Raw genomic sequence first — 21,363 nt, 5'->3', positions numbered from 1 at the left:
TTTTAGCCCGGATATTGCATGAAGTGAGATTTAAAGTAAGAAATTGAGTAATTTATAATATTAGCAATGATACTTTTGTAAAAATTTTGCCAAAAAGTGCTTTGAAGCCGTTATTTTCAAATTTTAGATGTAATGCCCCTTACCCCATTTTTTCTAAGCACCGGGAACAGTGCTAATCTAGGTTATTCTAATGCTAATTTCTTCATCACATGATTCCATACCTGTCGGTAAGGATATGATGAAGATAACAAAAACTTAATACGCCTAGTATTACGGATAATTACTACCCCAATTTTTAATAATTTTAAACGTATTGTACCTATTTGTGCTTTTGCTAATGCACTACCTTGTAATAAATTACCTCTGATATATTCTACTAAAGTGTATGCAAGACCCGATAAAATCATTCTGAGCTGATTAGCCCACCATCTATGACAAGAAGTACGATCTGCAAATAATTCTAGTTGTTGCTCTTTTATACGGTTTTCCATATCACCACGACCACAGTAAACTTTGTCGTATAAATCTTCAGGTTTATCTGATAAATTAGTTACTATATACCTTGGATTTTCTCCAAGCATTGTCATTTCTGCCTTACCAATTATTCTACGTTCATGACTCCAACTACCAGCCTTATATGGAAACTCACTAAAAAGACGTTGCTTTTCTTGGGTTATAATAAATGCTGCTTTTGACTTCTCCATTGTAGGTTTCAGTAACTCATTTAGTCTGTTATTTTGGGGCATTCCTACAATATATTTTATATTATGAATATCACACCAATCAAACATCTGATGACGACAAAATCCACTATCACCACGAAAAATAATCTTTACCTCTGGCCAAGCTTGGCGAAAACGTTTTACTAACAATGATAATATTGCCCAAGAATGTTTTGCTTGATCCTGCTTTGACGTCCTAAGATAACTAACTAACAGATGCTTTCCACAAAAAACATACAAAGGTAAAAAGCAATTATGACCGTAATAACCATGATAAAACTTACCTTCCTGTTGCCCATGAATTTCATCATCCGTAGCATCAAAATCAAGTATTAGCTGCTTTGGTACTATTTTATGAGACTTAATAAATTTATCAAGCATTAGTTCATGCACTTTAATTGCAAAGTGTCTATCAGCATTGTTTTCTATACGACATAAGGTAGAACTACTTGCCATATCATCAATTGTTTCCATAGCTGTTTGCATAGCAGGACATTTTCGTAGATAATTGTGGTCATTTAAATCTTCATAACCTAATGCAATACCATAAATTCGTTGCCTCAGCATTGTTGCCATATTATGGGTAATTTTACTACCATCTCGTCTATCAGGAAATATTTTAGCAAGCTCCTCTGTTATACCAAGCCTTTTATCTGCTTCTCTTAATAACAACACACCTCCATCGCTACTAATATCACCTCCAGTGAAATTTATCTCTATTGTCCGATTTTTTACTTTGGAAAACTGGTAACTATATGCTATACAATTTGTCATGACAAAATCCTTTGTATTATTCTAATGAAATACCAGTATTATACAGCTTTACGAGGATTTTGTCTCCTATATCTCATGCAATATCCGGGCTAGACACACGATGTGGTAAGATGAAAAAATATTATGACCCAGAGCAGGAAATGGAGTCACGTTTAATAAACACTTTTAAAGCAATGCAGGAGTACAAACCATCAAATGATTTAGCACAACTACATAACGAGGATGCACTAAATGCGATAAAGCACCATGAAGGAGATGAGGATGTAGAGAAGAAAAAGTTCGGTATTTCAATCGAAATATTTCCAAGCATAAGCTTCACGCCCAGAACCGGGGATACATTAGGTAGGTTCGATTGTTATAACTCGACGGATAATATCCTAAAGGTTTGTCCAAACGATCTTCCATATGATAAGGGTATACCTACCAGAAGCCCCCCTAAGTCTCTTTTTGCTCATGAACTAGCTCATGCTATCGATGATATTGCAAATAAGGACAACCCTTCTGTGAAGGGGGTGGAGTTGACCATAAGAAAATACTTTCCTAAAATAGATGCTACAAACGCCGATAAGGTAAGAACTGCCCTTGAAAATGCTGCAATGCTTTATGATAAGGAGTTTAATGATAGTTATGGCGTGAGAGGAATAATTGATAAATCTTATAACCTTAATTTCGAGCTAGGGGGTGCAACAGACGGTGCAGCACACGAATTTGTATCATTTTTTGCTCAAAGTGTTTCTGAATGCTTGAATGACCTTAAAGAAGGAAAAGATTTTAGTGCTGCTTACGGAGAACATATTCAAGGACAAATAGATAAAATCTATCCCCCTGAAGATAAATTATTTGCACTTGATGTAATGTCTAATTGCTCACAAGCATATGTATCAAGATTTACTAACCCCGAAGTGCAAAAATTATTTCAAGATGTAAATAAAGTGATCGAAGAAAAAAGAAACGAATTAACAGCAACTGAAAAGCAATTAGAAGGATCAACTGTAACTCCATCCACGCCAAAAGCCTCCAAGAAAGAGAAAGAGCCAAATCCCACTCTTGCTGAGGATGAAGCAAAAGCAGAAAAAGTAACTCAAGAGTTAATTGAAAAAATTCAAAAAGGTGAGGTTAAGGCAGTAGCTATTGATTTAACGAAGAATTTTACAACGTGGGATGAACGTGTATCTGACGCAGCCGCAACAAAAAACAAAGCCCTAGACAAAAATAATAAGATTCTAGTCATAGACAAAAATAATGAGAAACGAATACGTCAGGTTGAGCAAAAGGGGCTTCACGTAACTATATTCAATCCATATCTAAATCAACACCTCACCCGCACTGAAAAAGAAAACATTATACATTTTATGCCTCAAGGAGAGCTAAACGAAAAGGGAAAATACAATTTAAATGATCGTCTTGCTGCGGTAAATGATAATCAAGGACTGCTCGACAAACTTGATAGAGAAGCAGCGATTACAGCAAATATAGATATCAAAGCAATTGATGCAAAAAAATCTGTGGAAGCTGAAAAAACCGGCACTGTCGAAATTAGAGCGGAGCATAATCATTCAACAGAACATGGTAGCAATAATCAGGCTTTGATTGCAGAAATCCAGTCAGGAACGATTGACAAAAATACAGTAATAGCCATTGAGCGTAAGCAATATGGTGAGAATCAGGGGATGAAAGATATAATTAAGATAGCAAGCATATTAGAGCATAACGAAAAAAATCCTGGTAATCCTTTAAAGCTCCCTGAAAAACTAGAAAATACCCTGATATTTCAAGATGCACTTTTATATAAAACAGCTAAAGAAAAAGGAATTAAAGTAATTAGCTTAGAAGGTAGGAATTTAGAACATACAAAAGAGTCTGCTTTATATAATGAAAATCGTGAACAATATATGACTGACGTAATTAATGAGGTTCGTGGTAAAGGATATAATGTAATTGCAAATGTCGGCTCTAGCCACGTCGCTAATTTAGAAAAAGCCTTAGAAAGCCGGCAGAAACACGAGGCGGGATTTAGCAATATACCTAGAAAAATAGGGCAAGGGTCTTCAGCAAACAATCAGAGAGAAAGTACCGGCTTCAGCCACATATCCGAAGGAATATTACAAAAAGCTTCAGCTATTGCAAAAAAAATTCCGGCAGGAAGGGTGAGCACAAAATCAGTGGGTGAGAGCAATATTTCACAACGACAATCCTCAACAAATACACAGCTAAAAAAATCAGGTCAAGGTAGAGGGTGAAAACTTTATAATATGAACTTACAATGTTTGGTTTTTTAGCTATATAGCGTGTTTATTTTCTATAAGATAAATTATAGAACTTTTATTTGTAGCCGGTTTATCTGATATTTATGCCCTGCTCTAACTTTTTTTAACAAGCATTATGCTAACTTATAGCTATTAGTGTTTTCTACAATTTCTAGCCTACTACTATCTTTTAGTAAACCAAAATTTAGAAGTAATATCAGGGTTTATGAAAGCTTCAAACACTTCATCAATCGGCTTTATAATCCAGATTTATATCTGCAAGATCCATTTAGAAGTTTCTAGGATATCTTTATTGCTTTCCTCTAAAGCCATATCTTCATTACCATTGTAGTGATAAAATTTGGCTTTTATTAAATGCAACATGCCTATTTCCTGCATATCTATAATACCGCTATCAAACATTTTTTGCATTTTGTTAATTTCATTTTGAGCTTTTTGCATTTGTCCTAACGAAATATATACATTAGCTAAATTATAATCGATGTTTATAATATCCTCCTATTAGTGGTAGCACCTTATATATACTAAGATTATATTTTTGTTGATTACTAAAAATTATTTTTAAATTTTCACTTATGGTTTTACCGTTACGAAAAATATGCCCTGTGTGCATAGTGGCAGGTAAAGCCTCGGTTACTTTGTCGACAATAACTTCAAAATTGGACTTATTATTCTGATATCCATTTATCTCCATTATTTTTTGAGCTATAATATCATGCATCTCAAAAACTGGATTATTTTTATCAGCATCTATATTAGCTATTAAAGCAAATTTAGAAAGCTCATAAATATCCTCCTCCAGTGTATTTTCATCTTTAGTAATAATTCTAAGTAAGTCTTTTGAAAACCCTTGAGTATTTAATAATGATTTTTATTCTTTGACGAATTCCGGTTTAACCGATATACCACAGAATATAATTTAGTAAGTTTGCCGTTAAATATCAATGAAGAAGATATAGATGCTCGTTTCGAAAATGGTATATTGCATATAAAAATACCAAAAAAAGAACAAAGCACTTCCAGAAAAATTGAAGTAAAATAACTAAGTACGCTTCTTAACGGCTCTCTTATCAAAACTAAGTAAGAGAGCTATTCTACTTTTTAGAGAATTAACGGCGTTGTTGCATGGATCGAGAAATCAGTGTGTCATCCCGCAACTTGATCCATGCAATAACAGCAGTACAAGCCACGGCATGACACCCGAACGCTTTGCAAAAATTCTATCCACGCACCGGCACCCGCTCACAATGACGAAGTAAAGATTAACTACTTTCTTTCAACTCTTTATTATACAGCGTGTAATATTCTCCCTTATTTGCTAACAATTGTTCATGAGTTCCTTGTTCACAAATACTACCGGCTTTCATAACTATTATATCGTCAAGGTCAGTAATACTCGCTAAGCGATGAGTAATAATTAAAGTGGTTTTTCCTTGGCGTAGTTCTTTTAGTGACTTTATAATTTTCTGCTCGGAATTTTGGTCTAAAGAACTCGTGGCCTCATCCCAGATTAAAATAGGAGAGTCTTTTAAAAATGCCCTTGCTATCGATAAACGTTGACGTTGCCCACCTGACAGAGTCGTTCCTTGGGTACCTATTACAGTATCATAGCCATCAGGTAAACGCATAATAAACTCATCGGCATCAGCGTATTTTGCTGCGGTAATTATTTGCTCTCTTGTTGCATTTATATTCCCATAAGCAATATTTTCGGCAACACTTGTATCGAATAAATGAGTGTCCTGAGTTACTAATGAAATCTGCTTTCGCAGTGAAACAATTTTAACGTCTTTGATATTGTAACCGTTAATTAAAATTTCTCCTGCACTTGGATCGTAAAACCTGACTAGTAAGTTGCCGAGCGAGGTTTTACCGCTTCCCGAACGCCCGACAAAAGCAATAATTTTATTAGGCGGTAATTTTAAATCAACTAATTTTATAGCTGTTTTACTCTGAAAATTTAATCCAACTTGTTTAAAAACTATCTTAGGATTAGTAAAATCGACATGTAAAGCATTTGCGTGATCTTTTATAATCGGCTTAGTATCTAAAATATTAAAAACCCTTTTCGCAGCAGCTATGCCTTCTTGTAAATTAACATTTAACGAGACTAAACTTTTAAAAGGTCTATAAGCCGTAGCAAAAGCTGTTAAAAAAGCAAATAACGCACCCGGGGTAGTTTTGCCCTCCATTACTAAACTGCCCCCATACCATATAATACCGCCGATAGCAATCCCGCTTAACGTCTCCATAATAGGTGAAACTAAAGCATCTAATTTTGAAGTCTTTTTATAGAAGCTTAAAATATTATTGACGATTAATAATGCTCTATTGCTTTCTATTTTCTCACCGACAAAAGACTTTACGATCTTAATCGATTGAAATGTCTCATCAAGGCGTGAAGTATAATGCCCTAGCTCTTCTTGTGACTGCGTCGATATTTTTCGTATTCTTCTACCTAATTTTTGCACCGGATAAATAGCAAGGGGGAAAACAAAAAAAGTTACGCAAGATATTACCGGCTCTAACTTAAACATTACTATTATTAAAAATAATACGGTAAAAAAATATTTAGCACAGCCGACAAGTAGATTTGAAACTGCCCCACGCATCATAGTAATATCATTTGTAAAGCGTGATATTATCCTTGCCGAGGATTGCGACTGGATAAAAGAAATATCGGCACACAATAAATGTTCATACATCTTCATTTGCAAATCGGTTAAAATACATTGTCCAATATATTTAACTAAATAATTCTGATAATATTCTGAAACACCTTTTATAAAAAACATTGAGGTAATCATAAAAGGCATTAATAAAAGCATCTTCTTATCGTGCGTTAGAAATATTTGATCGATGATCGGCTGAACAGATTTAACAATATTTGCCGAACAAATAGCCGAGATAATCATAAAAAATATTGCCAGAAATATTTTTTTAGAATAGGGCTTAATAAAATTTTTAAGCAGTCTCTTTATGACTTCGGTAGCGTTATAATCGTGATTTGATATTTTTACTGACGACAAAATTTTATCCTTCGTTAAAAATGTTATATTGACTGTTATTGCGGTTTGGGTTCGGAGTCGGCAATCCTAAATGTTCAAAAGCATTAAGCGTTATTACTCTTCCTCTAGGGGTACGCTGTAAAAAACCTATTTGAATTAAATACGGCTCTATTGTCTCTTCAAGTGCGTCACGTTGTTCGGATAAAGCTGCAGCAATCGTCTCAATTCCAACCGGTCTATCGCCGTAATTATCGGCAATAAATTTTAGATATCGCTCATCGTTACTATCAAGCCCGATGCTATCGACTTCTAAACGATTTAACGCCAAATTTGCAACAATTTTATCAATTTCTAATTTACCGTCAACGGCGGCAAAATCTCTTATTCGTTTAACAAGCCTTAAAGCAATTCTCGGTGTTCCTCTACTTCTTTTGGCTATTTCTTCAGAACCGCAATCGGTTAAGCTAATCGCAAGTAGCTTGCTTGCTCTATTTAATACTTTTTTTAATTCCTCGACGTTATAAAAATTTAAACGCAGTGGAATACCGAAGCGATCCCTTAACGGACTGCTTAATAACCCAAGCCTAGTAGTAGCACCGATTAAAGTAAATGGCGGTAAATTTATTTTTACCGATCTTGCCGCCGGTCCTTCACCGATAATAATATCTAAAACAAAATCCTCCATGGCCGGATATAAAACTTCTTCAACAGCAATATTAAGGCGATGAATTTCATCAATAAATAATACGTCGTTCTTTTCTAGATTGGTTAGAATTGCCGCCAAGTCGGCAGCTTTTAATATTGCCGGTCCGGAGGTGGATTTAAAATTTCCGCCAAGTTCATTAGAAATAATTTTTGCTAAGGTAGTTTTGCCAAGACCCGGAGGACCGTAAAATAATGTATGATCTAAATGCTCAAACCTTGATTTAGCCGCTTGAATAAAAATCGATAAATTTTCTTTAATTTGTTGTTGCCCGACAAATTCCTGTAAATAAGAAGGTCTTAGGGAGAATTCTTGATCATTTGGATTTTCTTCAACCGATAAAATATTGTCAGAAACCTTTTCAGACATTAGAGCCACGATTTTTTAAAGCAAGTTTAATTAATTCATTAATAGAGATTTCAGGATTTTTTGCAATAAGTTCTTGCACGACATTTTGAGCTTCAAATCTATTAAAGCCGAGATTGCTTAAAGCCTTTATTACTTCAGAGCTAGCAACCGGACTAATACCGCCTAAATTTAAATCGCTTTTAATTGCGGCAGTAGAGCCGGTTCCTATTAAAACTTTATCCTTCAACTCCATAATTATCCTTTCAGCAAGTTTTGCTCCTACCCCTGAAACGGCTTTAAAACTGTTCTTATCCGCTTGATTTACGGCTAGTTGAATCTCTAGCGGCGTCAAGCTAGACAAAATAGACAAAGCCATTCTAGTACCGATACCGCTAACCGATTGCAATAAATTAAAAAAGGCTTTTTCTTCTAAAGATAAAAACCCGTAAAGGTGAATATGATCCTCTCTAACATGAGTTTCGATAAATAATCGACAAAATTCCCCTTCCGGCAATTTACGCAAAGTTTTACCGGAAGCATATACCAAATACCCTACCCCGTTCACGTCGACTATAACATAATCATCAAAACAAGAATCTATTTTACCGCTTAACTTACCAATCATTTTATTTGTTTATCTTTTTTGGCTTTAATTTTTTATTTCTATAATATATATATGCAAGCATCGGCAACCCCGTAATAATAAATGCTAAAATATAATGAATAAATAAAGGTCGCTCCATAGCGTGGCACTGCCCGTCATCAGGTACACCTTCAGCAAAAATAATATAGGTTACTATAACGGTAATTGCTAGATATAGGAAAGTATAAACCAAATATTTTATTAATCTAAAAAAACAATTCATAAATATTTCCTATTACTGTTATAATTATATTGTTAACTCGCAATCGGCGTTGTTGTTTTGATGTCATTCCCGCGAAAGCGGGAATCCAGAGAATATTTAAGCGAATTATATAATAAATTTTTATATAATTTTGCTTATTTTAAGTGTTTTTTCTGGATTCCCGCCTTCGCGGGAATGACATACTTCTACTTTTATCCATCCACACAACAACGTCGATCAAGGAACTAGAGTGACACCATTCGATAATTATACTCTGAATTATAACCATATGCAACATTCAGCTTTTTTAATTGCCTTTTTTATAACGATCATTCGTTATTATGATTACGCTTTATTCGGTCTTTCGGCTAGCATCTTAGCCAAGAATTTTTTACCGCCTGCTACTCACGATATGCAAATACTCGGCTTCTTTGCAATACTCGGAGGTTCGGTTATAGCAAGACCGATAGGCTCCTTAATATTCGGCTTTATAGGAGATAAATACGGTCGTACTAAATCGGTTAAAATCTCAGTAATTGTTGCTACTCTTTCAACAAGCCTAATCGCTATCACTCCTAGCTTCGCACAAATCGGCAATTTTGCCGTTATCATGTTGATATTCTGCCGAATGGTTTTTTTAATGAGTCTTGCCGGTGAAGTTGACGCCGTAAAAATTTATGTAGCTGAAAAAGCCGGCAGCAACCTCAAAAATCTAACTAACGGGCTAGTTGTTAGTTGTAGCCAAGTCGGTGCATTATTTGCCGCTATAGCCTATTATTACGCTAGTAATTTTGATTCGTTCGGATATTTATGGCGATTAAATTTTCTTATCGGCGGAATTTTTGGCATACTTGCTATTTTAATGAGAAAGTTTTTTAAGGAGAGCGAAGAATTTTTATATTACCGAAAAAAACATCCTACCAAAGAGGATAAAAATTTGTGGCAAATTTTACAAGATACCAGACTAAAATTTATTATAGCTATGCTTGTCAACGGCTCTATCGGCGGCGTTTATCATTTCTTAGTAATTTTTTTAGGGGTCTTTTTATCAAAAGTAGCCTGTATCATTGAGCCTAATCAAGCTCAAACTATGAATATAATCTTAATTATTACCTATGCAATTGCTGCAATATTTTCCGGTTTGCTCGCCGGCAAAATAAACCCTTTAAAACAAATTATAGTTTCTTTGACTTTGAGCCTTGGAACTGCATTAATTATGCAAATTTTATTACATAATCAAATATTTATAATTTACTGTCCCATACTTCTTATAGGACTAGCGGCATTCTATGCCGTACCTCTACAAATTATTATCCAATCATTATTTATTACGACAAGCAAAGTGCGAATGTATAGCTTATCCCACTCTTTGGGGGGTATAATTTTATCTTCTGCCACGCCGTTTTTCAGTATGTTATTATGGCAAAATTTTAAGTCATTGCCTATTACATTAAGCTTTTTTATAGGCTTATTAATAATATTAATCGCCTCGGTAATAGTATTACGCAGGATTTTGGTTAAGAAGTAATATGTTCGATACTGACCACGACACCAAAAGGCGTCTCGCCGTGACGGATTAGGTATCCATGCAACAAGGCTGCTAAAGGATTTTAATCTACGCTGGGCAAAATTGCGAGGTATTTTTCTTTAGAAAGCTCATTATAAAGAACAGGATCAATATTGCCGCCTGATATCAGCACCAATATCTTTTTGCTCTTCGATTGAGTTTTTAACCAATCAACTACCCCTACCATATTTATAGCGCTTGACGGTTCGCATATAACTTTTAGTAAATGAGTAAGCCAAGCAGTCCAGTAATATATCCCATATTCATCGGCTAAAAATAATTTATCGAGTTTTTTTAAATAATGAAAAGTACGCAGCGAAATACTTAAAGTCCTAAGACCATCCGCAATAGTTTTCGGAGATTCGACAAATTTATATATTGAGTCATTTTTAAGAGATAAAAAAGCATCATTTGCTTCCATAGGTTCACAGCCCATAAGCAAGCTTGAAGGAGAAGCTAGTTCTTTTGCCAGATATGAACCGGCAATTAACCCTCCTCCTCCGCAAGAGGCAAAAATAGCGTCGGGACAAAACCCTAATTGCCGTAATGCTTCGTAACACATAGTGCCGGCTCCGGCAATGGTTGAATCACTATCTGAAGGATGCAAATAGTAAAAACCATTTTCTGCGTCTTTTTTTGCCCTATCTTCTGCCTCTTGTCTTGTTTCCGTAAATATCACTTCCCCGCCGTAATGCTTTGCCGCTTGCTGTTTAACTTTTGAAGTATTTTGCGGCAAATAAATCCTAGCGTGTACGTTAAGCAATTGTGCTACCCAAGCAAGACCGATGCCGTGATTACCCGTACTATATGCTACAATTTTATCGGGTAATTTTCCTTGTTCTTTTAACTCTAATAAATGATTTAAAACCCCTCTAACTTTAAAAGCTCCGGTTTTTTGAAGTGATTCAACTTTAAAGAAAATATCATGCCCTAGCATCTCATTTAAAGTTTCTGATTGAATTATAGGCGTTAAATGCAGATATTGTTTTACTCTATTCTGTGCTATTGCTATTGTTTCAGGAGGCTGAAGTAATAAATTCATATATATTAGATCGGTAACTTGAAATAAGGTTAATGCTATATTATATATATACCTAATAATTGGCTTAAGCCATATAAAATTTCTTTAAGGTTTTAAATAATGAGAAAAAAAAACCTGCCGTTAATGGCATTACGGGATATAGTAATATTTCCGGGGATTATTGCCCCTGTTTTCGTAGGGAGACAAAAATCCCTGCAAGCGTTATCTAATACCACGATTTCCGCAGAAGATAATAGTAAGCATATGTTATTATCTCTACAGAAAAAAACGAGCCAAGACTTACCGAATAAACGAGAACTTCATACTATCGGGGTTCTTGCCAAAATTATTCAAGTGGTAAAATTACCGAATAGCACGGCAAAAATTCTTATCGAATCAATCACTAGAGTAAAATTATCTAATATTTCAGATGAAAATGGGTTTGAAGCTGATTACGAAATTATACCCGATGAAGAAATCTTTGATGTCGCTAATATGCGAGAATTGGTAAATAATGCCATTCAATTATTTACTCAATATGCCGTTACCAATAAAAAAATTAATGCCGAAATTATTGATGCTATAACTAAAGAAATAAATGATAACACTAACTTTATTAATATAATTAATATTTTAGCTTCACATTTAATTACTTCACTTGATGCCAAGCAGAGTTTATTAGAAGAAACAAGTCCATTTAAGCGTATTACCACCATTATTGGAATACTTAATTCTAATTTAGTACATTCAGAAACTGAGCAGGCATTGCAGCAACGAGTAAAAAAACAAATTGAGAAAACTCAGCGTGATTATTATTTGCATGAGCAAATGAAAGCTATCCAGAAAGAATTAGATGAAGATAAGTCGGAGCTTGCACAAATTGAAAAGAAAATTAAGACTTTAAAACTTTCCAAAGAAGCAAAGGAAAAAGCCGAAACCGAATTAAAAAAATTGAAGATGATGAATCAAATGTCGGCTGAATCTTCGGTAGTGCGTAATTACTTAGATATTTTGCTGAGCTTACCTTGGGGTAAGTATAATCAAAATAAAATCAACATTAATCAGGCGGCAAAAGTTTTAGAACGTGATCATTTCGGACTTGAAAAAGTTAAGGAGAGGATTATCGAGTATCTAGCAGTACTCGAGCGCTCTCAAAAAATTAAAGGACCTATATTGTGCTTGATCGGTCCGCCGGGAGTCGGCAAAACTTCCTTAGTAAAATCTATTGCTGAAGGGATGGGTAGAAAATACACTAAGCTTGCTTTAGGTGGCGTTAGAGACGAAGCTGAGATTAGGGGACACCGGAAAACATATCTCGGATCAATGCCGGGTAAACCGATTAATTTAATAAAGAAAGTTAAAACCGGTAATCCGGTAATGTTATTAGACGAAATTGATAAAATGGGGTCTGATTTTAGAGGCGATCCGGCATCTGCTTTGCTTGAGCTATTAGATCCCGAACAAAACAGCCACTTTGTCGATCATTATTTAGAAGTAGAATATGATCTTTCAAACGTCATGTTTATTGCCACGGCTAATTCTTATAATTTACCTAGAGCTTTAAGAGATAGGATGGAAATTATCGATATTTCCGGTTATGTGGAAGAAGAAAAAATACAAATTGCTAAAAATTATTTGATACCTAAGCAATTTAAAATGCATAAGATTAAGAAAGATGAAATTAAAATTACCGATGAGGTTATTTTAGACTTAATTAGATATTATACTAAAGAGTCGGGCGTAAGATCTTTAGAAAGAGAAATAGGTGCATTGACCAGAAAAGCCCTTAAACAGATTTTATCCGATAAAACTATCAAGCATATAGTTATAAATAAAGAAAATCTTGAGGGGTATTTAGGAGTCAGAAAATATAATTTCGGGCTTGCCGAAAAGGAAAATCAAATCGGTAGCACTACCGGTCTCGCTTATACCGAGGTAGGAGGAGAACTTTTAACGATTGAGGCGTTAGCATTCCCGGGAAAAGGTGAAGTTAAAACTACCGGTAAGCTCGGGGACGTAATGAAAGAATCAGCTTCAGCCGCTTATAGTTGCTTCCGTAGTAGAGCTAGCAGTTTTGGCTTAAAATATGATGATTATAAAGACCTTGACATCCATATCCACGTCCCGGCAGGTGCTATACCTAAAGACGGACCGTCAGCCGGCTGTGCATTATTTACTACTATTGTTTCTTTAATGACCAAAATACCTGTTCATCGCACCGTTGCCATGACCGGAGAAATTACCCTAAGGGGAAATGTTTTACCGATCGGCGGGCTTAAAGAAAAACTACTTGCCGCTAGCCGTGGGGGCATAACCACCGTATTAATTCCGGAAGAAAATATCAAAGATTTAAAAGATATTCCGCCGAATATAAAAAATAGCCTTAAGATTTTGCCGGTTGCCAATATCGATCAAGTATTAAAATTAGCCTTAGTAAATAATATAAATATAACTTCAGTGCTTCGTAAGGCAATGCCCGCATGGCTGCCGTAATCGTCATGGCGAGGAAGGTGCAGGCGTTATTGTATGGTTCTAAAAAAGTGCTATATGTCATTCTAGCTAAAAGCGGGAATCCAGGGAATATTCAAGCGAATTATATAGTAAATTTCTATATAATTTTGCTTATTTTAAGTGTTTTTTCTGGATTCCCGCTTTCGCGGGAATGACATCGAAAATTCGAGCCATGCAATAATGCCAATGCCCCCTTGCAATGGCGGACTTACGTTTTTGCTCCTTAAGTTGACACCCATGCTACCGTTGCCGGAATGATATTATGAGCAGTATACTAAGTTTTAATAACTACCGTACCGGCAATTTTATCATGCAAAGCTTGCCTTTGCGAAGAAAAAAGAACAAGCCAAATGCCGATTGGAAAAGTCATATATCCTAAAAATCTTCTTATTAACTGCCATATTGTCGGCTTTGCAAGAGTTGCTGCATCAACTATTTTCATATGCATAATCATTTTACTAAGCGTTGCACCCTTATAATACCAAAAACCGACAAAATAAGAACCGAGTATTGTTAAGTTAGTGATGAGCATTGAAATATTATATGAGAGATATTTATTAAAATTACCGGCTTTAAGATAATCCGCAAATTCCGGTCTTACGGTTGCGATAAACATTTGGGCATAATTATATAGCTCGACATTATGTTTAATAAAATAATCTTTATAGAAAAAAACCATTAAACTCGAAGAACAATAATGTAAAATAGGAAATGTTACGATTGATAATAAAGCTAAATCTAAAGCTGAAGAAAATATCCGTGGAATTAATTTAGGATAAATAATTTGTTTTTTCATTATTAAGCATTTTTATTTTATGGTAGAGATATTACTAAATATATGTACAAACTTCTAGTATTATTAGTTAATATAAATATTTATGAACAAGCTTTATAGTTTTGGATAGCCGAAATGTTATTGCGAAACCGCAAAGAGCCTTGTTGCATGGATCGAAAAAAGATTAGTACGGATATCCGGTAGTAATACATAATGCTTTATACTTTTTTATATGAAATATAAACTTCTTGATAAGAAAAAAAGTCAGCTTGATGCCTTGCGTCCATTAAGTCCGGAATTAACTAAAAATTTGGATGAATGGTTTAAGGTAGAATTAACTTATACAAGTAATGCTATTGAAGGCAATACTTTATCACGCAAAGAGACTGCAATAGTTATTGAGAAAGGTTTGACTATCGGCGGCAAAACGTTAGTAGAACACCTTGAGGCAACAAACCATGCAAAGGCTTTAGATATTATTCATAAACTCCGTCTGAAAAAACCTTATCAAATTACAGAGAGTGATATCTTAGCAATTCATAATATAATCCTGCATGGTATTGATGACTATAATGCCGGTCATTATAGAAATATACCGGTGCGTATCTCAGGCTCTACGGTTGTAATGCCTAACCATATGAAAGTACCAAATTTAATGACGGATTTTATAGCTTGGCTAAAATCAGCGGCAGATATTCATCCAGTAGAACTTGCAGGAGAAGCTCATTATAGATTAGTAACAATCCACCCATTTTCTGATGGGAACGGTCGTACTGCTCGCCTCTTAATGAATCTAATTTTGATTATGGCAGGCTACCCGCCGGCAATTATAAGACCACAAGACCGATTATCTTATATTACATCCCTAGAAACGGCACAACTTGGTGGGTCAAAAAATCTGTATCAAAAAATTATTATTAATGCCGTTAATCGCTCACTTGACATTTACTTAAGGGCGATGCCGGTAAAGAACCGTCAGACATTGCTCAAAAATCTAATTAAAAAAGCATTCCTTAAAAAGCACTGAGGATTTTAAAAAAAAGATTGTCATGAGCTAAAGACAAAACCACTTCTAAGCCGATTAGGATTATAATAATCCATTCAAGTTTAGTAGAATGTTTATAGTTAAGATCATTGGAAAGAATATCTAATAATTCATGAATCATATTTAAACGATGATTCATAATATTTTGCCGTACTTGAATATCTTGAAATTCGGCAGTCATTAGGTATAAGGGTTCGTAACTAGGACGACGCCAAAAAAATTCGGGAGTATCGAGTATATCACTATGTAAGCTAATGGAGTATCGTTCGTTAAATAAAATACCTATTTGCTGTAATATTTCTTTTTTTGACAGTGATACGCTACCTGTTCGTGCTAATTCTTGCTGAATCGGTGTTGTTTGAACAATTAAGTTACTTACCGATTTTTCTAAAACACTTAATTTTACTGATTGAGCAAGTGCATGGGAAATAGAGAGCTTGACAAAAGTTGATTTATCGGCAAGGATAATTTTATTCTGCTCTTCATCGATAAATGTTTTTTCTACTTCTTCATTATATTCACAATAGATAAAGTCGGCAACCGGTTCGTTTATTTTACCTATGGCGATTGATTCAATATCGCTTAAAATTATTTTTTCTTGACTCTCATCAGCCCCCCAAATAGTAAGGCAGCCAAATGGAAAAAAGAAGATATCTATATAACCTGAATCTTTACTTCTTTGTTTCTGAACGTATAAAACATCGTCAAAATGTTGCGGCTCAAGACCAATTTTGTTTAAATTTGCAACTAAATCGTCCATCTTATATTCAGAGGCTGTGCAGTAAGATGAACATCTCATGATATTATTAAATATTATTGATAGATAATTATTATACAGTTGAAGTATAATAGTTATAAAGCTATAAAGTCAATCTTTTTATGTCATTCCTGGCTACGGCGGGCATTGTTGCGTGGCTCTAAAAAAGTGCCGTATGTCATTCCTGCGTAGGCAGGAATCCAGAAAAAACAGTTAAAATAGGCAAAATTATATAAAAATTTACTATATAATTCGCTTAAATATTCTCTGGATTCCCGCCTTCGCGGGAATGACATCAAAAATTTGATCCATGCAACAACAAAGGCAAAACCTAATCGATTCCTAAAAATTTATGCGTCTGCAAAGATAACCTATAACCTGATTCTAAAGCAAGCTTAACGGCTAATTTATTATTATCGTCGTTAAGTTTTGAATCGTTTTGATCCATCGGTTGAATAAAAACCGGTATGTTATAACGAGTTTGACCGACTTCTGCTAGATGATTATATTCCATAATATTTTTAGCAACTATAAATTTTATTGCACTAATATAGGGTAATAAATCTTCTCTTATTTTAGAATAGCCGTTTTTTCCGGCTTTTGGCGAACAAACTACCGATATTTCTTTCGGCAAAGGGCGGTATAACGTACCGTTAGTCTCAATTTGCACTTGTAAACCGTTATCCAATAATCTCTGACATAATAACTCTATAGGTTGACGAAGCGGCTCACCGCCCGTTATTACTACTAGATTAACAGTTTTCTCTTTGTTAGAATTCAAAATTAGACTTTCAACATTATCTAAAATATCATCTATATTTACTAAATTAAAATCTTCAAAGTCCGTATCACAAAAATTGCAGGCAAGATTACATCCTCCGAGCCTTATAAAGACAGCCGGAACGCTGACAAAAATCCCTTCCCCTTGAATAGTTTTAAAAATTGCCTTAACTTCTAATTTTGTCCCGTCGCCGTGTAAAATTCCTCTTTTAGGATTTTCTCCAAACATAATTTACTTAATTATTTACTTAAAATAAACGATCTATGAGCTTTATTATAGCACGAAACTTAAAAAATATCTTGCAATAATTGATGAATATTATTATTGTGTAACTTCATCGGTAACGTGGCTTTGGTATGCCTATTTTATTTACCGGACAATCTTAAAATACCAATTTATAAGGATCATTATGCCTAAATTAAAAACAAAATCCGCCGTAAAAAAGCGCTTTCACCTAACTGCCAGCGGCAAGGTTATTGCAACTCAAGCACGTAAAAACCATTTTAGACGTCGTCGTACTAAAGCTCAACTTCGTAACCTTCGAGGTACTACAATTCTTTGTGCTCAAGATGGATATAACATAAAAAAATATTTTCTTCCATACGGCATAAATTAATTAACCAGAAGATAAAAAATTAGGAGTTAAAAGTAATGACACGCGCAAAATCAGGAAAAATTTCAAAAAATCGTCATAAAAAAATCCTCAAACTGGCAAAAGGTTATAGAGGTCGAGCTAATAGTTGTTTTAGAGTAGCCGTTGAAAAAGTAGAAAAAGCACTGCAATATGCTTATAGAGATCGTAGAAATCGTAAGCGTGATTTTAGAGGCTTATGGATTCAAAGAATAAATGCAGCGGTTCGTGAGCATGGTTTGGTATATTCTCAGTTTGTCGGAGGTCTTAAAAAGGCCGAGATTGATATTGACCGTAAAGTACTTGCAGAACTAGCTGTAAATAACAGTGAAGGTTTTGCTCATATCGTTGAGCAAGTAAAAGCTCATATATAATTATAATACCGTCGTGGCGAGGCGGTACGAGCGTTGTTGCATGTCTTGAATTTTTGATATCATTCCCGCGAGGCATTGTTGCGTGTATCGAATTTTTGCAAAGCGTTCGGGTGTCATGCCGTGGCTTGACCACGGAATCCAGTCTTTTTATTAAGGCTTTTTCTGGATACCGTGGTCAAGCCCTGTGTTGTACGAACGTTCAGTATGTCATTCCCGCGGAGGCGGGAATCCAGAAAAAATAACGTTAATATTGATATAAAAATTATATATTTAATAAAATAAACCTACAAAACACAAGTTTTTTTAGGTTTCCTGGATTCCCGCCTCCGCGGGAATGACATAAATTCCTGTTATAATCAGGCTAACAGCAACGTTCGTACAACATAGGATCAAGCCACGGTATGACATTGGAATCATTTTGCAATCCACGCAACAATGCCGCCTCGCAATGACGGTAGACAACTCTTCAACTTATATTTATACCCAACACTATTTACTTTGCTGTCTTTTTGTTTCTGTCGTTCTTTCATAGCTGAAGGAAGCATAGAACTGTTTTCTATGTAACTTGTTAGCTCCTCTGTAATAATAAATACTTTTGATTTTTTATCTTCCGGTATATCAAGAGTTTTTAGTAACTTTTTAAGTTTACTTATTGATTTTAATCCCTCATTTGCCGGTGTATATTTATTACCGGTAGCATTTATTAACTCTTTTGCAATATTTTCTGCTTCTAATTGCATTGCTTTTGATATATTAAATTCATCTCCTTCTGTATTTTTATATTTATTAGTTACTTCTTTCCCTATCTCTTTCAAATTTTTTGTAGAAATTTTATACCGTTTTATCCCGACAAAATTAGCTAATTTTGTAAAAAGGGTCTTTTTATTATTTAATTCTTTAGAAATTTTATTTATTAACTCAGCTTTATTTTTTTCCAAGTTATTAGAAGAAATATTTTCTAATAGAGGATATAGATTATTAATAATTTTCTTACGCTGCTTATCATCTATTGATATTTCATTTTTTGCTTCTAATTTTTTTATTGATTTGTCAATTATAGAATCTTCCTTAATATTCATTTGTTCATTAGTTTGCCGCACAGCTTTCTTTGAAACTTTAGACTCGATTAACTGCTTAATATACTTTCCTTTAGGCTCTGCTATTTCTCCCTCTATTTGAGCAGCCCTTAACGGGTCTAGTTTCTTATATGCTTCATCTTCTCTTACTATAGGAGCATATAAGATAAAATTAATACTTTGTGCTATTCTACTATCTAATGAATCTTTTGAATCTCTTTTATTATAAAAATTTTTTTGTAGCGTAGCATAATGATCCAAAACAGCAGGCGGTATATCTTCCGGCTTCAACGGTTCTAAGTTACCTTTGGCATCAAATTTAGCTTTCATGCCGAAACGTGTTGTTTCCAACGCTAATAATTCCTGAAAAATTTTAGTATCAGGGGTACGGCATACAAAATTTGGATCATTATTAGGCACAAGAGTATCAGCATTTACCATTACTGCATGATTTAACTTATGCAGAGCATCATCACTTAAATTTGCAGTTAAAACTTTAATAAAAACTTTTCTTTCTTTTGCTTTTGCACCAAAAGTATTTTTAAGCTTTATTAAATCATTTTCCGTTACTTCTCCTGCAATTATTCTATTTATTATTTCTTTTTCTATCATAACTTTTACTCACCTTTTATTTGCATAGTTTTAAGCTTTAGTATTTTAAGATAACTTAATCCTTACATAAATTAAAGAAAATAGCTAGGCTCTGTGAGCAAAATTTAAATTATGCAGCAAAAAAGAGCTAAAATAGCTTAATTTAAAGGCGAGCTTGTACAGCGTAGATAAACTACGTGAGTACAGGCGAGTCCTAAAAAATTCGCTTATATCAAACTTTATGAATTATGCTGTATTTTACACAAAAGCAAATGTTTAAGCTCCTTCGCCCCCGAAGTAAGTAGGATGATTTTCTCCTAACATTGCTATCCCACTATCATCCAGATTTTGTTCTACACTACCGGTTACCGAATCAGGCAACACTTTAGAAACTTTCTCCTTCTTATATTGCTCGATATGCTTTTCTACTGTCTTTCTTCCTATAAAACATTGCTTTAACCCTTCAATTAACCAATCAGGCAACCCTTCAAAAACTTCTTCAGAAATTTTTGCTTTTTCAATATGGTTAATAATTTCCGTTTCTATATCCTCTAATTTTTTGGTAGTAGTTTTATAATATTTTGGCAAAAATATATTAATTTTTTTCGAAAAATTAGTTCGATTATTTGCTAATTCCTGTGAGATTATGCTTATTAATTTTTCTTTTTTTTCTATTAACTGAATATTATCAACATTTCCTAAACAAGAAGACAATTTAATAAAAATTTTCTCTTTCTGTTTATTATCTAAAAGGAATTTCTCTTCTAATTTTTCTATTGAGTCCACAATTATTGATTCAGGAGTTATTTTAAGCTCATTTCCAATTTCTTTAATAATTTTATCAGTTATAAATTTAATTTCTGTCTTATCTTTATTTATTGGATTAATTTGCAGAGCGGTTTCTCTTAAAACTTTCTCTATATACTGTGAAATTCCTGATTTACTTAACTCTTGAATATAACTACCGTCGATTTTCTGAATTTCTACCTCTAAAATAGCTTGAGCTAGATTTGATAGCTTTGTATAATCAGTACTTTCTCTTACTATAGGACCATACACCATAAAATTAATACTTTGTGCTATTCTAGTATCTAAATCTAAGGACGATTTTACTTCTATTTTATTGTACAAGTGTTCTTTTAGTGTAGCATAATGATCCAAAATAGCAGGCGGTATATCTTCCGGTTTCAACGGTTCTAAGTTACCGTTTACATCAAATTTTGCTTTCATCCCTTGGCGTTTTGCCTCTAATACAAATAATTCTTGAAAAATTTTAGTGGCAGGGATACGACATAAAAAACTTGGATCACAATCAGAAAAGACAACGGCATTTTCCATTACGGCATGATTTAATTTGTGCAAACTATTATTATCTAGAACTTCATTTAAAGCCTTAACAAAAGCTTTTCTTTCTTTTCCTTGTGACGTTTTACCTAAAGTATCTTTAAGCTCTATTAAATCCTCTTTAGTTACCTCTCCTGCAACTATGTTACTAATTATATTCCGTGTTAGTATCACCATTTCCTCATTTTTTATTAAAATAGAATTTTGCACTATATAAGGTTAA

Annotated in this window: 20 protein-coding genes; 7 read left to right on the top strand and 13 right to left on the bottom strand. The window is 34.1% G+C overall.

Annotated features, from left to right (window positions below; all coding sequences use genetic code 11):
* Positions 1–182: 182 nt before the first annotated feature.
* The gene (locus AAGD48_RS05255; RefSeq protein WP_341789277.1) at positions 183–1,496 is read right to left on the bottom strand and encodes an IS1380 family transposase; all 1,314 of its coding nucleotides are present in this window, start codon (positions 1,494–1,496) and stop codon (positions 183–185) included.
* Between the two features lie 59 nt (positions 1,497–1,555).
* Between AAGD48_RS05255 and AAGD48_RS05250 the strand changes: the two genes are divergently transcribed.
* Positions 1,556–3,736 (top strand): hypothetical protein, encoded by a 2,181-nt coding sequence (locus AAGD48_RS05250; protein ID WP_341789276.1) that lies wholly within the window; start codon positions 1,556–1,558, stop codon positions 3,734–3,736.
* A gap of 276 nt (positions 3,737–4,012) precedes the next feature.
* Here the strand turns inward: AAGD48_RS05250 and AAGD48_RS05245 are convergent, their stop codons facing one another.
* Positions 4,013–4,204 carry a hypothetical protein gene (locus tag AAGD48_RS05245; protein WP_341789275.1) on the bottom strand — a complete coding sequence of 64 codons (192 nt, stop codon included), beginning with the start codon at positions 4,202–4,204 and terminating at the stop codon, positions 4,013–4,015.
* A 31-nt stretch (positions 4,205–4,235) separates the two neighbouring features.
* The gene (locus tag AAGD48_RS05240) at positions 4,236–4,484 is read right to left on the bottom strand and encodes a hypothetical protein (protein ID WP_341789274.1); all 249 of its coding nucleotides are present in this window, start codon (positions 4,482–4,484) and stop codon (positions 4,236–4,238) included.
* A 207-nt stretch (positions 4,485–4,691) separates the two neighbouring features.
* Here AAGD48_RS05240 and AAGD48_RS05235 point away from each other — a divergent pair, with 207 nt between their 5' ends.
* Complete coding sequence (locus AAGD48_RS05235) at positions 4,692–4,805, top strand: Hsp20/alpha crystallin family protein (RefSeq protein ID WP_341789273.1); 114 nt, start codon at positions 4,692–4,694, stop codon at positions 4,803–4,805.
* A gap of 220 nt (positions 4,806–5,025) precedes the next feature.
* Here the strand turns inward: AAGD48_RS05235 and AAGD48_RS05230 are convergent, their stop codons facing one another.
* The 4 genes from AAGD48_RS05230 to AAGD48_RS05215 are packed head-to-tail and all read right to left on the bottom strand — an operon-like array spanning position 5,026 to position 8,688.
* Positions 5,026–6,777 (bottom strand): ABC transporter ATP-binding protein, encoded by a 1,752-nt coding sequence (locus AAGD48_RS05230; protein WP_341790745.1) that lies wholly within the window; start codon positions 6,775–6,777, stop codon positions 5,026–5,028.
* 19 nt (positions 6,778–6,796) lie between these two features.
* Positions 6,797–7,843, bottom strand: a complete 1,047-nt coding sequence (gene ruvB, locus AAGD48_RS05225) for a Holliday junction branch migration DNA helicase RuvB (protein WP_341790697.1) — start codon at positions 7,841–7,843, stop codon at positions 6,797–6,799.
* Positions 7,836–8,447 (bottom strand): Holliday junction branch migration protein RuvA, encoded by a 612-nt coding sequence (ruvA, locus tag AAGD48_RS05220; RefSeq protein ID WP_341790696.1) that lies wholly within the window; start codon positions 8,445–8,447, stop codon positions 7,836–7,838. The genes ruvB and ruvA overlap by 8 nt, the downstream gene beginning before the upstream one ends.
* A gap of 1 nt (position 8,448) precedes the next feature.
* Positions 8,449–8,688, bottom strand: coding sequence for a Holliday junction ATP-dependent DNA helicase RuvA (locus tag AAGD48_RS05215; RefSeq protein WP_341790695.1), 240 nt, complete (start codon positions 8,686–8,688; stop codon positions 8,449–8,451).
* Between the two features lie 268 nt (positions 8,689–8,956).
* On the opposite strand from AAGD48_RS05215, the gene AAGD48_RS05210 reads away from it, so the two are divergent.
* Positions 8,957–10,195 (top strand): MFS transporter, encoded by a 1,239-nt coding sequence (locus tag AAGD48_RS05210; RefSeq protein WP_341790694.1) that lies wholly within the window; start codon positions 8,957–8,959, stop codon positions 10,193–10,195.
* Positions 10,196–10,277: 82 nt separating this feature from the next.
* Here AAGD48_RS05210 and AAGD48_RS05205 read toward each other — a convergent pair whose 3' ends face one another.
* A complete protein-coding gene (locus tag AAGD48_RS05205) occupies positions 10,278–11,276 on the bottom strand; it encodes a serine/threonine dehydratase (RefSeq protein WP_341790693.1) in 999 nt (332 codons plus the stop codon).
* Positions 11,277–11,375: 99 nt separating this feature from the next.
* Between AAGD48_RS05205 and lon the strand changes: the two genes are divergently transcribed.
* The gene (gene lon / locus AAGD48_RS05200; protein WP_341790692.1) at positions 11,376–13,748 is read left to right on the top strand and encodes an endopeptidase La; all 2,373 of its coding nucleotides are present in this window, start codon (positions 11,376–11,378) and stop codon (positions 13,746–13,748) included.
* A gap of 292 nt (positions 13,749–14,040) precedes the next feature.
* On the opposite strand, the gene AAGD48_RS05195 is transcribed toward lon, so the two are convergent.
* Entirely contained in the window at positions 14,041–14,562 is a 522-nt protein-coding gene (locus AAGD48_RS05195) for an RDD family protein (RefSeq protein WP_341790691.1), read from the bottom strand.
* 211 nt (positions 14,563–14,773) lie between these two features.
* Here AAGD48_RS05195 and AAGD48_RS05190 point away from each other — a divergent pair, with 211 nt between their 5' ends.
* Positions 14,774–15,568, top strand: a complete 795-nt coding sequence (locus tag AAGD48_RS05190; protein WP_341790690.1) for a Fic family protein — start codon at positions 14,774–14,776, stop codon at positions 15,566–15,568.
* Here AAGD48_RS05190 and AAGD48_RS05185 read toward each other — a convergent pair.
* Together AAGD48_RS05185 and AAGD48_RS05180 are read right to left on the bottom strand one after the other, a co-directional pair.
* Positions 15,555–16,346 carry an RMD1 family protein gene (locus AAGD48_RS05185; RefSeq protein WP_341790689.1) on the bottom strand — a complete coding sequence of 264 codons (792 nt, stop codon included), beginning with the start codon at positions 16,344–16,346 and terminating at the stop codon, positions 15,555–15,557. The genes AAGD48_RS05190 and AAGD48_RS05185 overlap by 14 nt on opposite strands.
* 328 nt (positions 16,347–16,674) lie before the next feature.
* Positions 16,675–17,352 carry a 7-carboxy-7-deazaguanine synthase QueE gene (locus AAGD48_RS05180; RefSeq protein WP_341790688.1) on the bottom strand — a complete coding sequence of 226 codons (678 nt, stop codon included), beginning with the start codon at positions 17,350–17,352 and terminating at the stop codon, positions 16,675–16,677.
* A gap of 181 nt (positions 17,353–17,533) precedes the next feature.
* Here AAGD48_RS05180 and rpmI point away from each other — a divergent pair, with 181 nt between their 5' ends.
* Positions 17,534–17,740, top strand: coding sequence for a 50S ribosomal protein L35 (gene rpmI / locus AAGD48_RS05175; RefSeq protein ID WP_341790687.1), 207 nt, complete (start codon positions 17,534–17,536; stop codon positions 17,738–17,740).
* A gap of 35 nt (positions 17,741–17,775) precedes the next feature.
* Positions 17,776–18,129 carry a 50S ribosomal protein L20 gene (gene rplT, locus AAGD48_RS05170; protein WP_341790686.1) on the top strand — a complete coding sequence of 118 codons (354 nt, stop codon included), beginning with the start codon at positions 17,776–17,778 and terminating at the stop codon, positions 18,127–18,129.
* A 413-nt stretch (positions 18,130–18,542) separates the two neighbouring features.
* Here rplT and AAGD48_RS05165 read toward each other — a convergent pair whose 3' ends face one another.
* Entirely contained in the window at positions 18,543–19,817 is a 1,275-nt protein-coding gene (locus AAGD48_RS05165; RefSeq protein ID WP_341790685.1) for a DUF5410 family protein, read from the bottom strand.
* Positions 19,818–20,072: 255 nt separating this feature from the next.
* Positions 20,073–21,350: a DUF5410 family protein gene (locus AAGD48_RS05160; protein WP_341790684.1), complete on the bottom strand. Its 1,278-nt coding sequence runs from the start codon at positions 21,348–21,350 to the stop codon at positions 20,073–20,075.
* Positions 21,351–21,363 lie beyond the last annotated feature (13 nt).

This window comes from Rickettsia endosymbiont of Polydrusus tereticollis (assembly GCF_964026385.1).
In the GTDB taxonomy this organism is placed as follows: Bacteria; Pseudomonadota; Alphaproteobacteria; order Rickettsiales; family Rickettsiaceae; genus Rickettsia.
This window is presented reverse-complemented; position numbering and strand designations above follow the sequence as displayed.

Excerpts from the sequence above, each read along its gene's own strand:
- AAGD48_RS05255 (WP_341789277.1), bottom strand. The coding sequence starts at position 1,496 with ATGACAAATTGTATAGCATATAGTTACCAGTTTTCCAAAGTAAAAAAT.
- AAGD48_RS05245 (WP_341789275.1), bottom strand. The coding sequence starts at position 4,204 with ATGCAAAAAGCTCAAAATGAAATTAACAAAATGCAAAAAATGTTTGAT.
- AAGD48_RS05240 (WP_341789274.1), bottom strand. The coding sequence starts at position 4,484 with ATGCATGATATTATAGCTCAAAAAATAATGGAGATAAATGGATATCAG.
- ruvB (WP_341790697.1), bottom strand. The coding sequence starts at position 7,843 with ATGTCTGAAAAGGTTTCTGACAATATTTTATCGGTTGAAGAAAATCCA.
- ruvA (WP_341790696.1), bottom strand. The coding sequence starts at position 8,447 with ATGATTGGTAAGTTAAGCGGTAAAATAGATTCTTGTTTTGATGATTAT.
- AAGD48_RS05215 (WP_341790695.1), bottom strand. The coding sequence starts at position 8,688 with ATGAATTGTTTTTTTAGATTAATAAAATATTTGGTTTATACTTTCCTA.
- AAGD48_RS05210 (WP_341790694.1), top strand. The coding sequence starts at position 8,957 with ATGCAACATTCAGCTTTTTTAATTGCCTTTTTTATAACGATCATTCGT.
- AAGD48_RS05205 (WP_341790693.1), bottom strand. The coding sequence starts at position 11,276 with ATGAATTTATTACTTCAGCCTCCTGAAACAATAGCAATAGCACAGAAT.
- lon (WP_341790692.1), top strand. The coding sequence starts at position 11,376 with ATGAGAAAAAAAAACCTGCCGTTAATGGCATTACGGGATATAGTAATA.
- AAGD48_RS05195 (WP_341790691.1), bottom strand. The coding sequence starts at position 14,562 with ATGAAAAAACAAATTATTTATCCTAAATTAATTCCACGGATATTTTCT.
- AAGD48_RS05190 (WP_341790690.1), top strand. The coding sequence starts at position 14,774 with ATGAAATATAAACTTCTTGATAAGAAAAAAAGTCAGCTTGATGCCTTG.
- AAGD48_RS05185 (WP_341790689.1), bottom strand. The coding sequence starts at position 16,346 with ATGGACGATTTAGTTGCAAATTTAAACAAAATTGGTCTTGAGCCGCAA.
- AAGD48_RS05180 (WP_341790688.1), bottom strand. The coding sequence starts at position 17,352 with ATGTTTGGAGAAAATCCTAAAAGAGGAATTTTACACGGCGACGGGACA.
- rpmI (WP_341790687.1), top strand. The coding sequence starts at position 17,534 with ATGCCTAAATTAAAAACAAAATCCGCCGTAAAAAAGCGCTTTCACCTA.
- rplT (WP_341790686.1), top strand. The coding sequence starts at position 17,776 with ATGACACGCGCAAAATCAGGAAAAATTTCAAAAAATCGTCATAAAAAA.
- AAGD48_RS05165 (WP_341790685.1), bottom strand. The coding sequence starts at position 19,817 with ATGATAGAAAAAGAAATAATAAATAGAATAATTGCAGGAGAAGTAACG.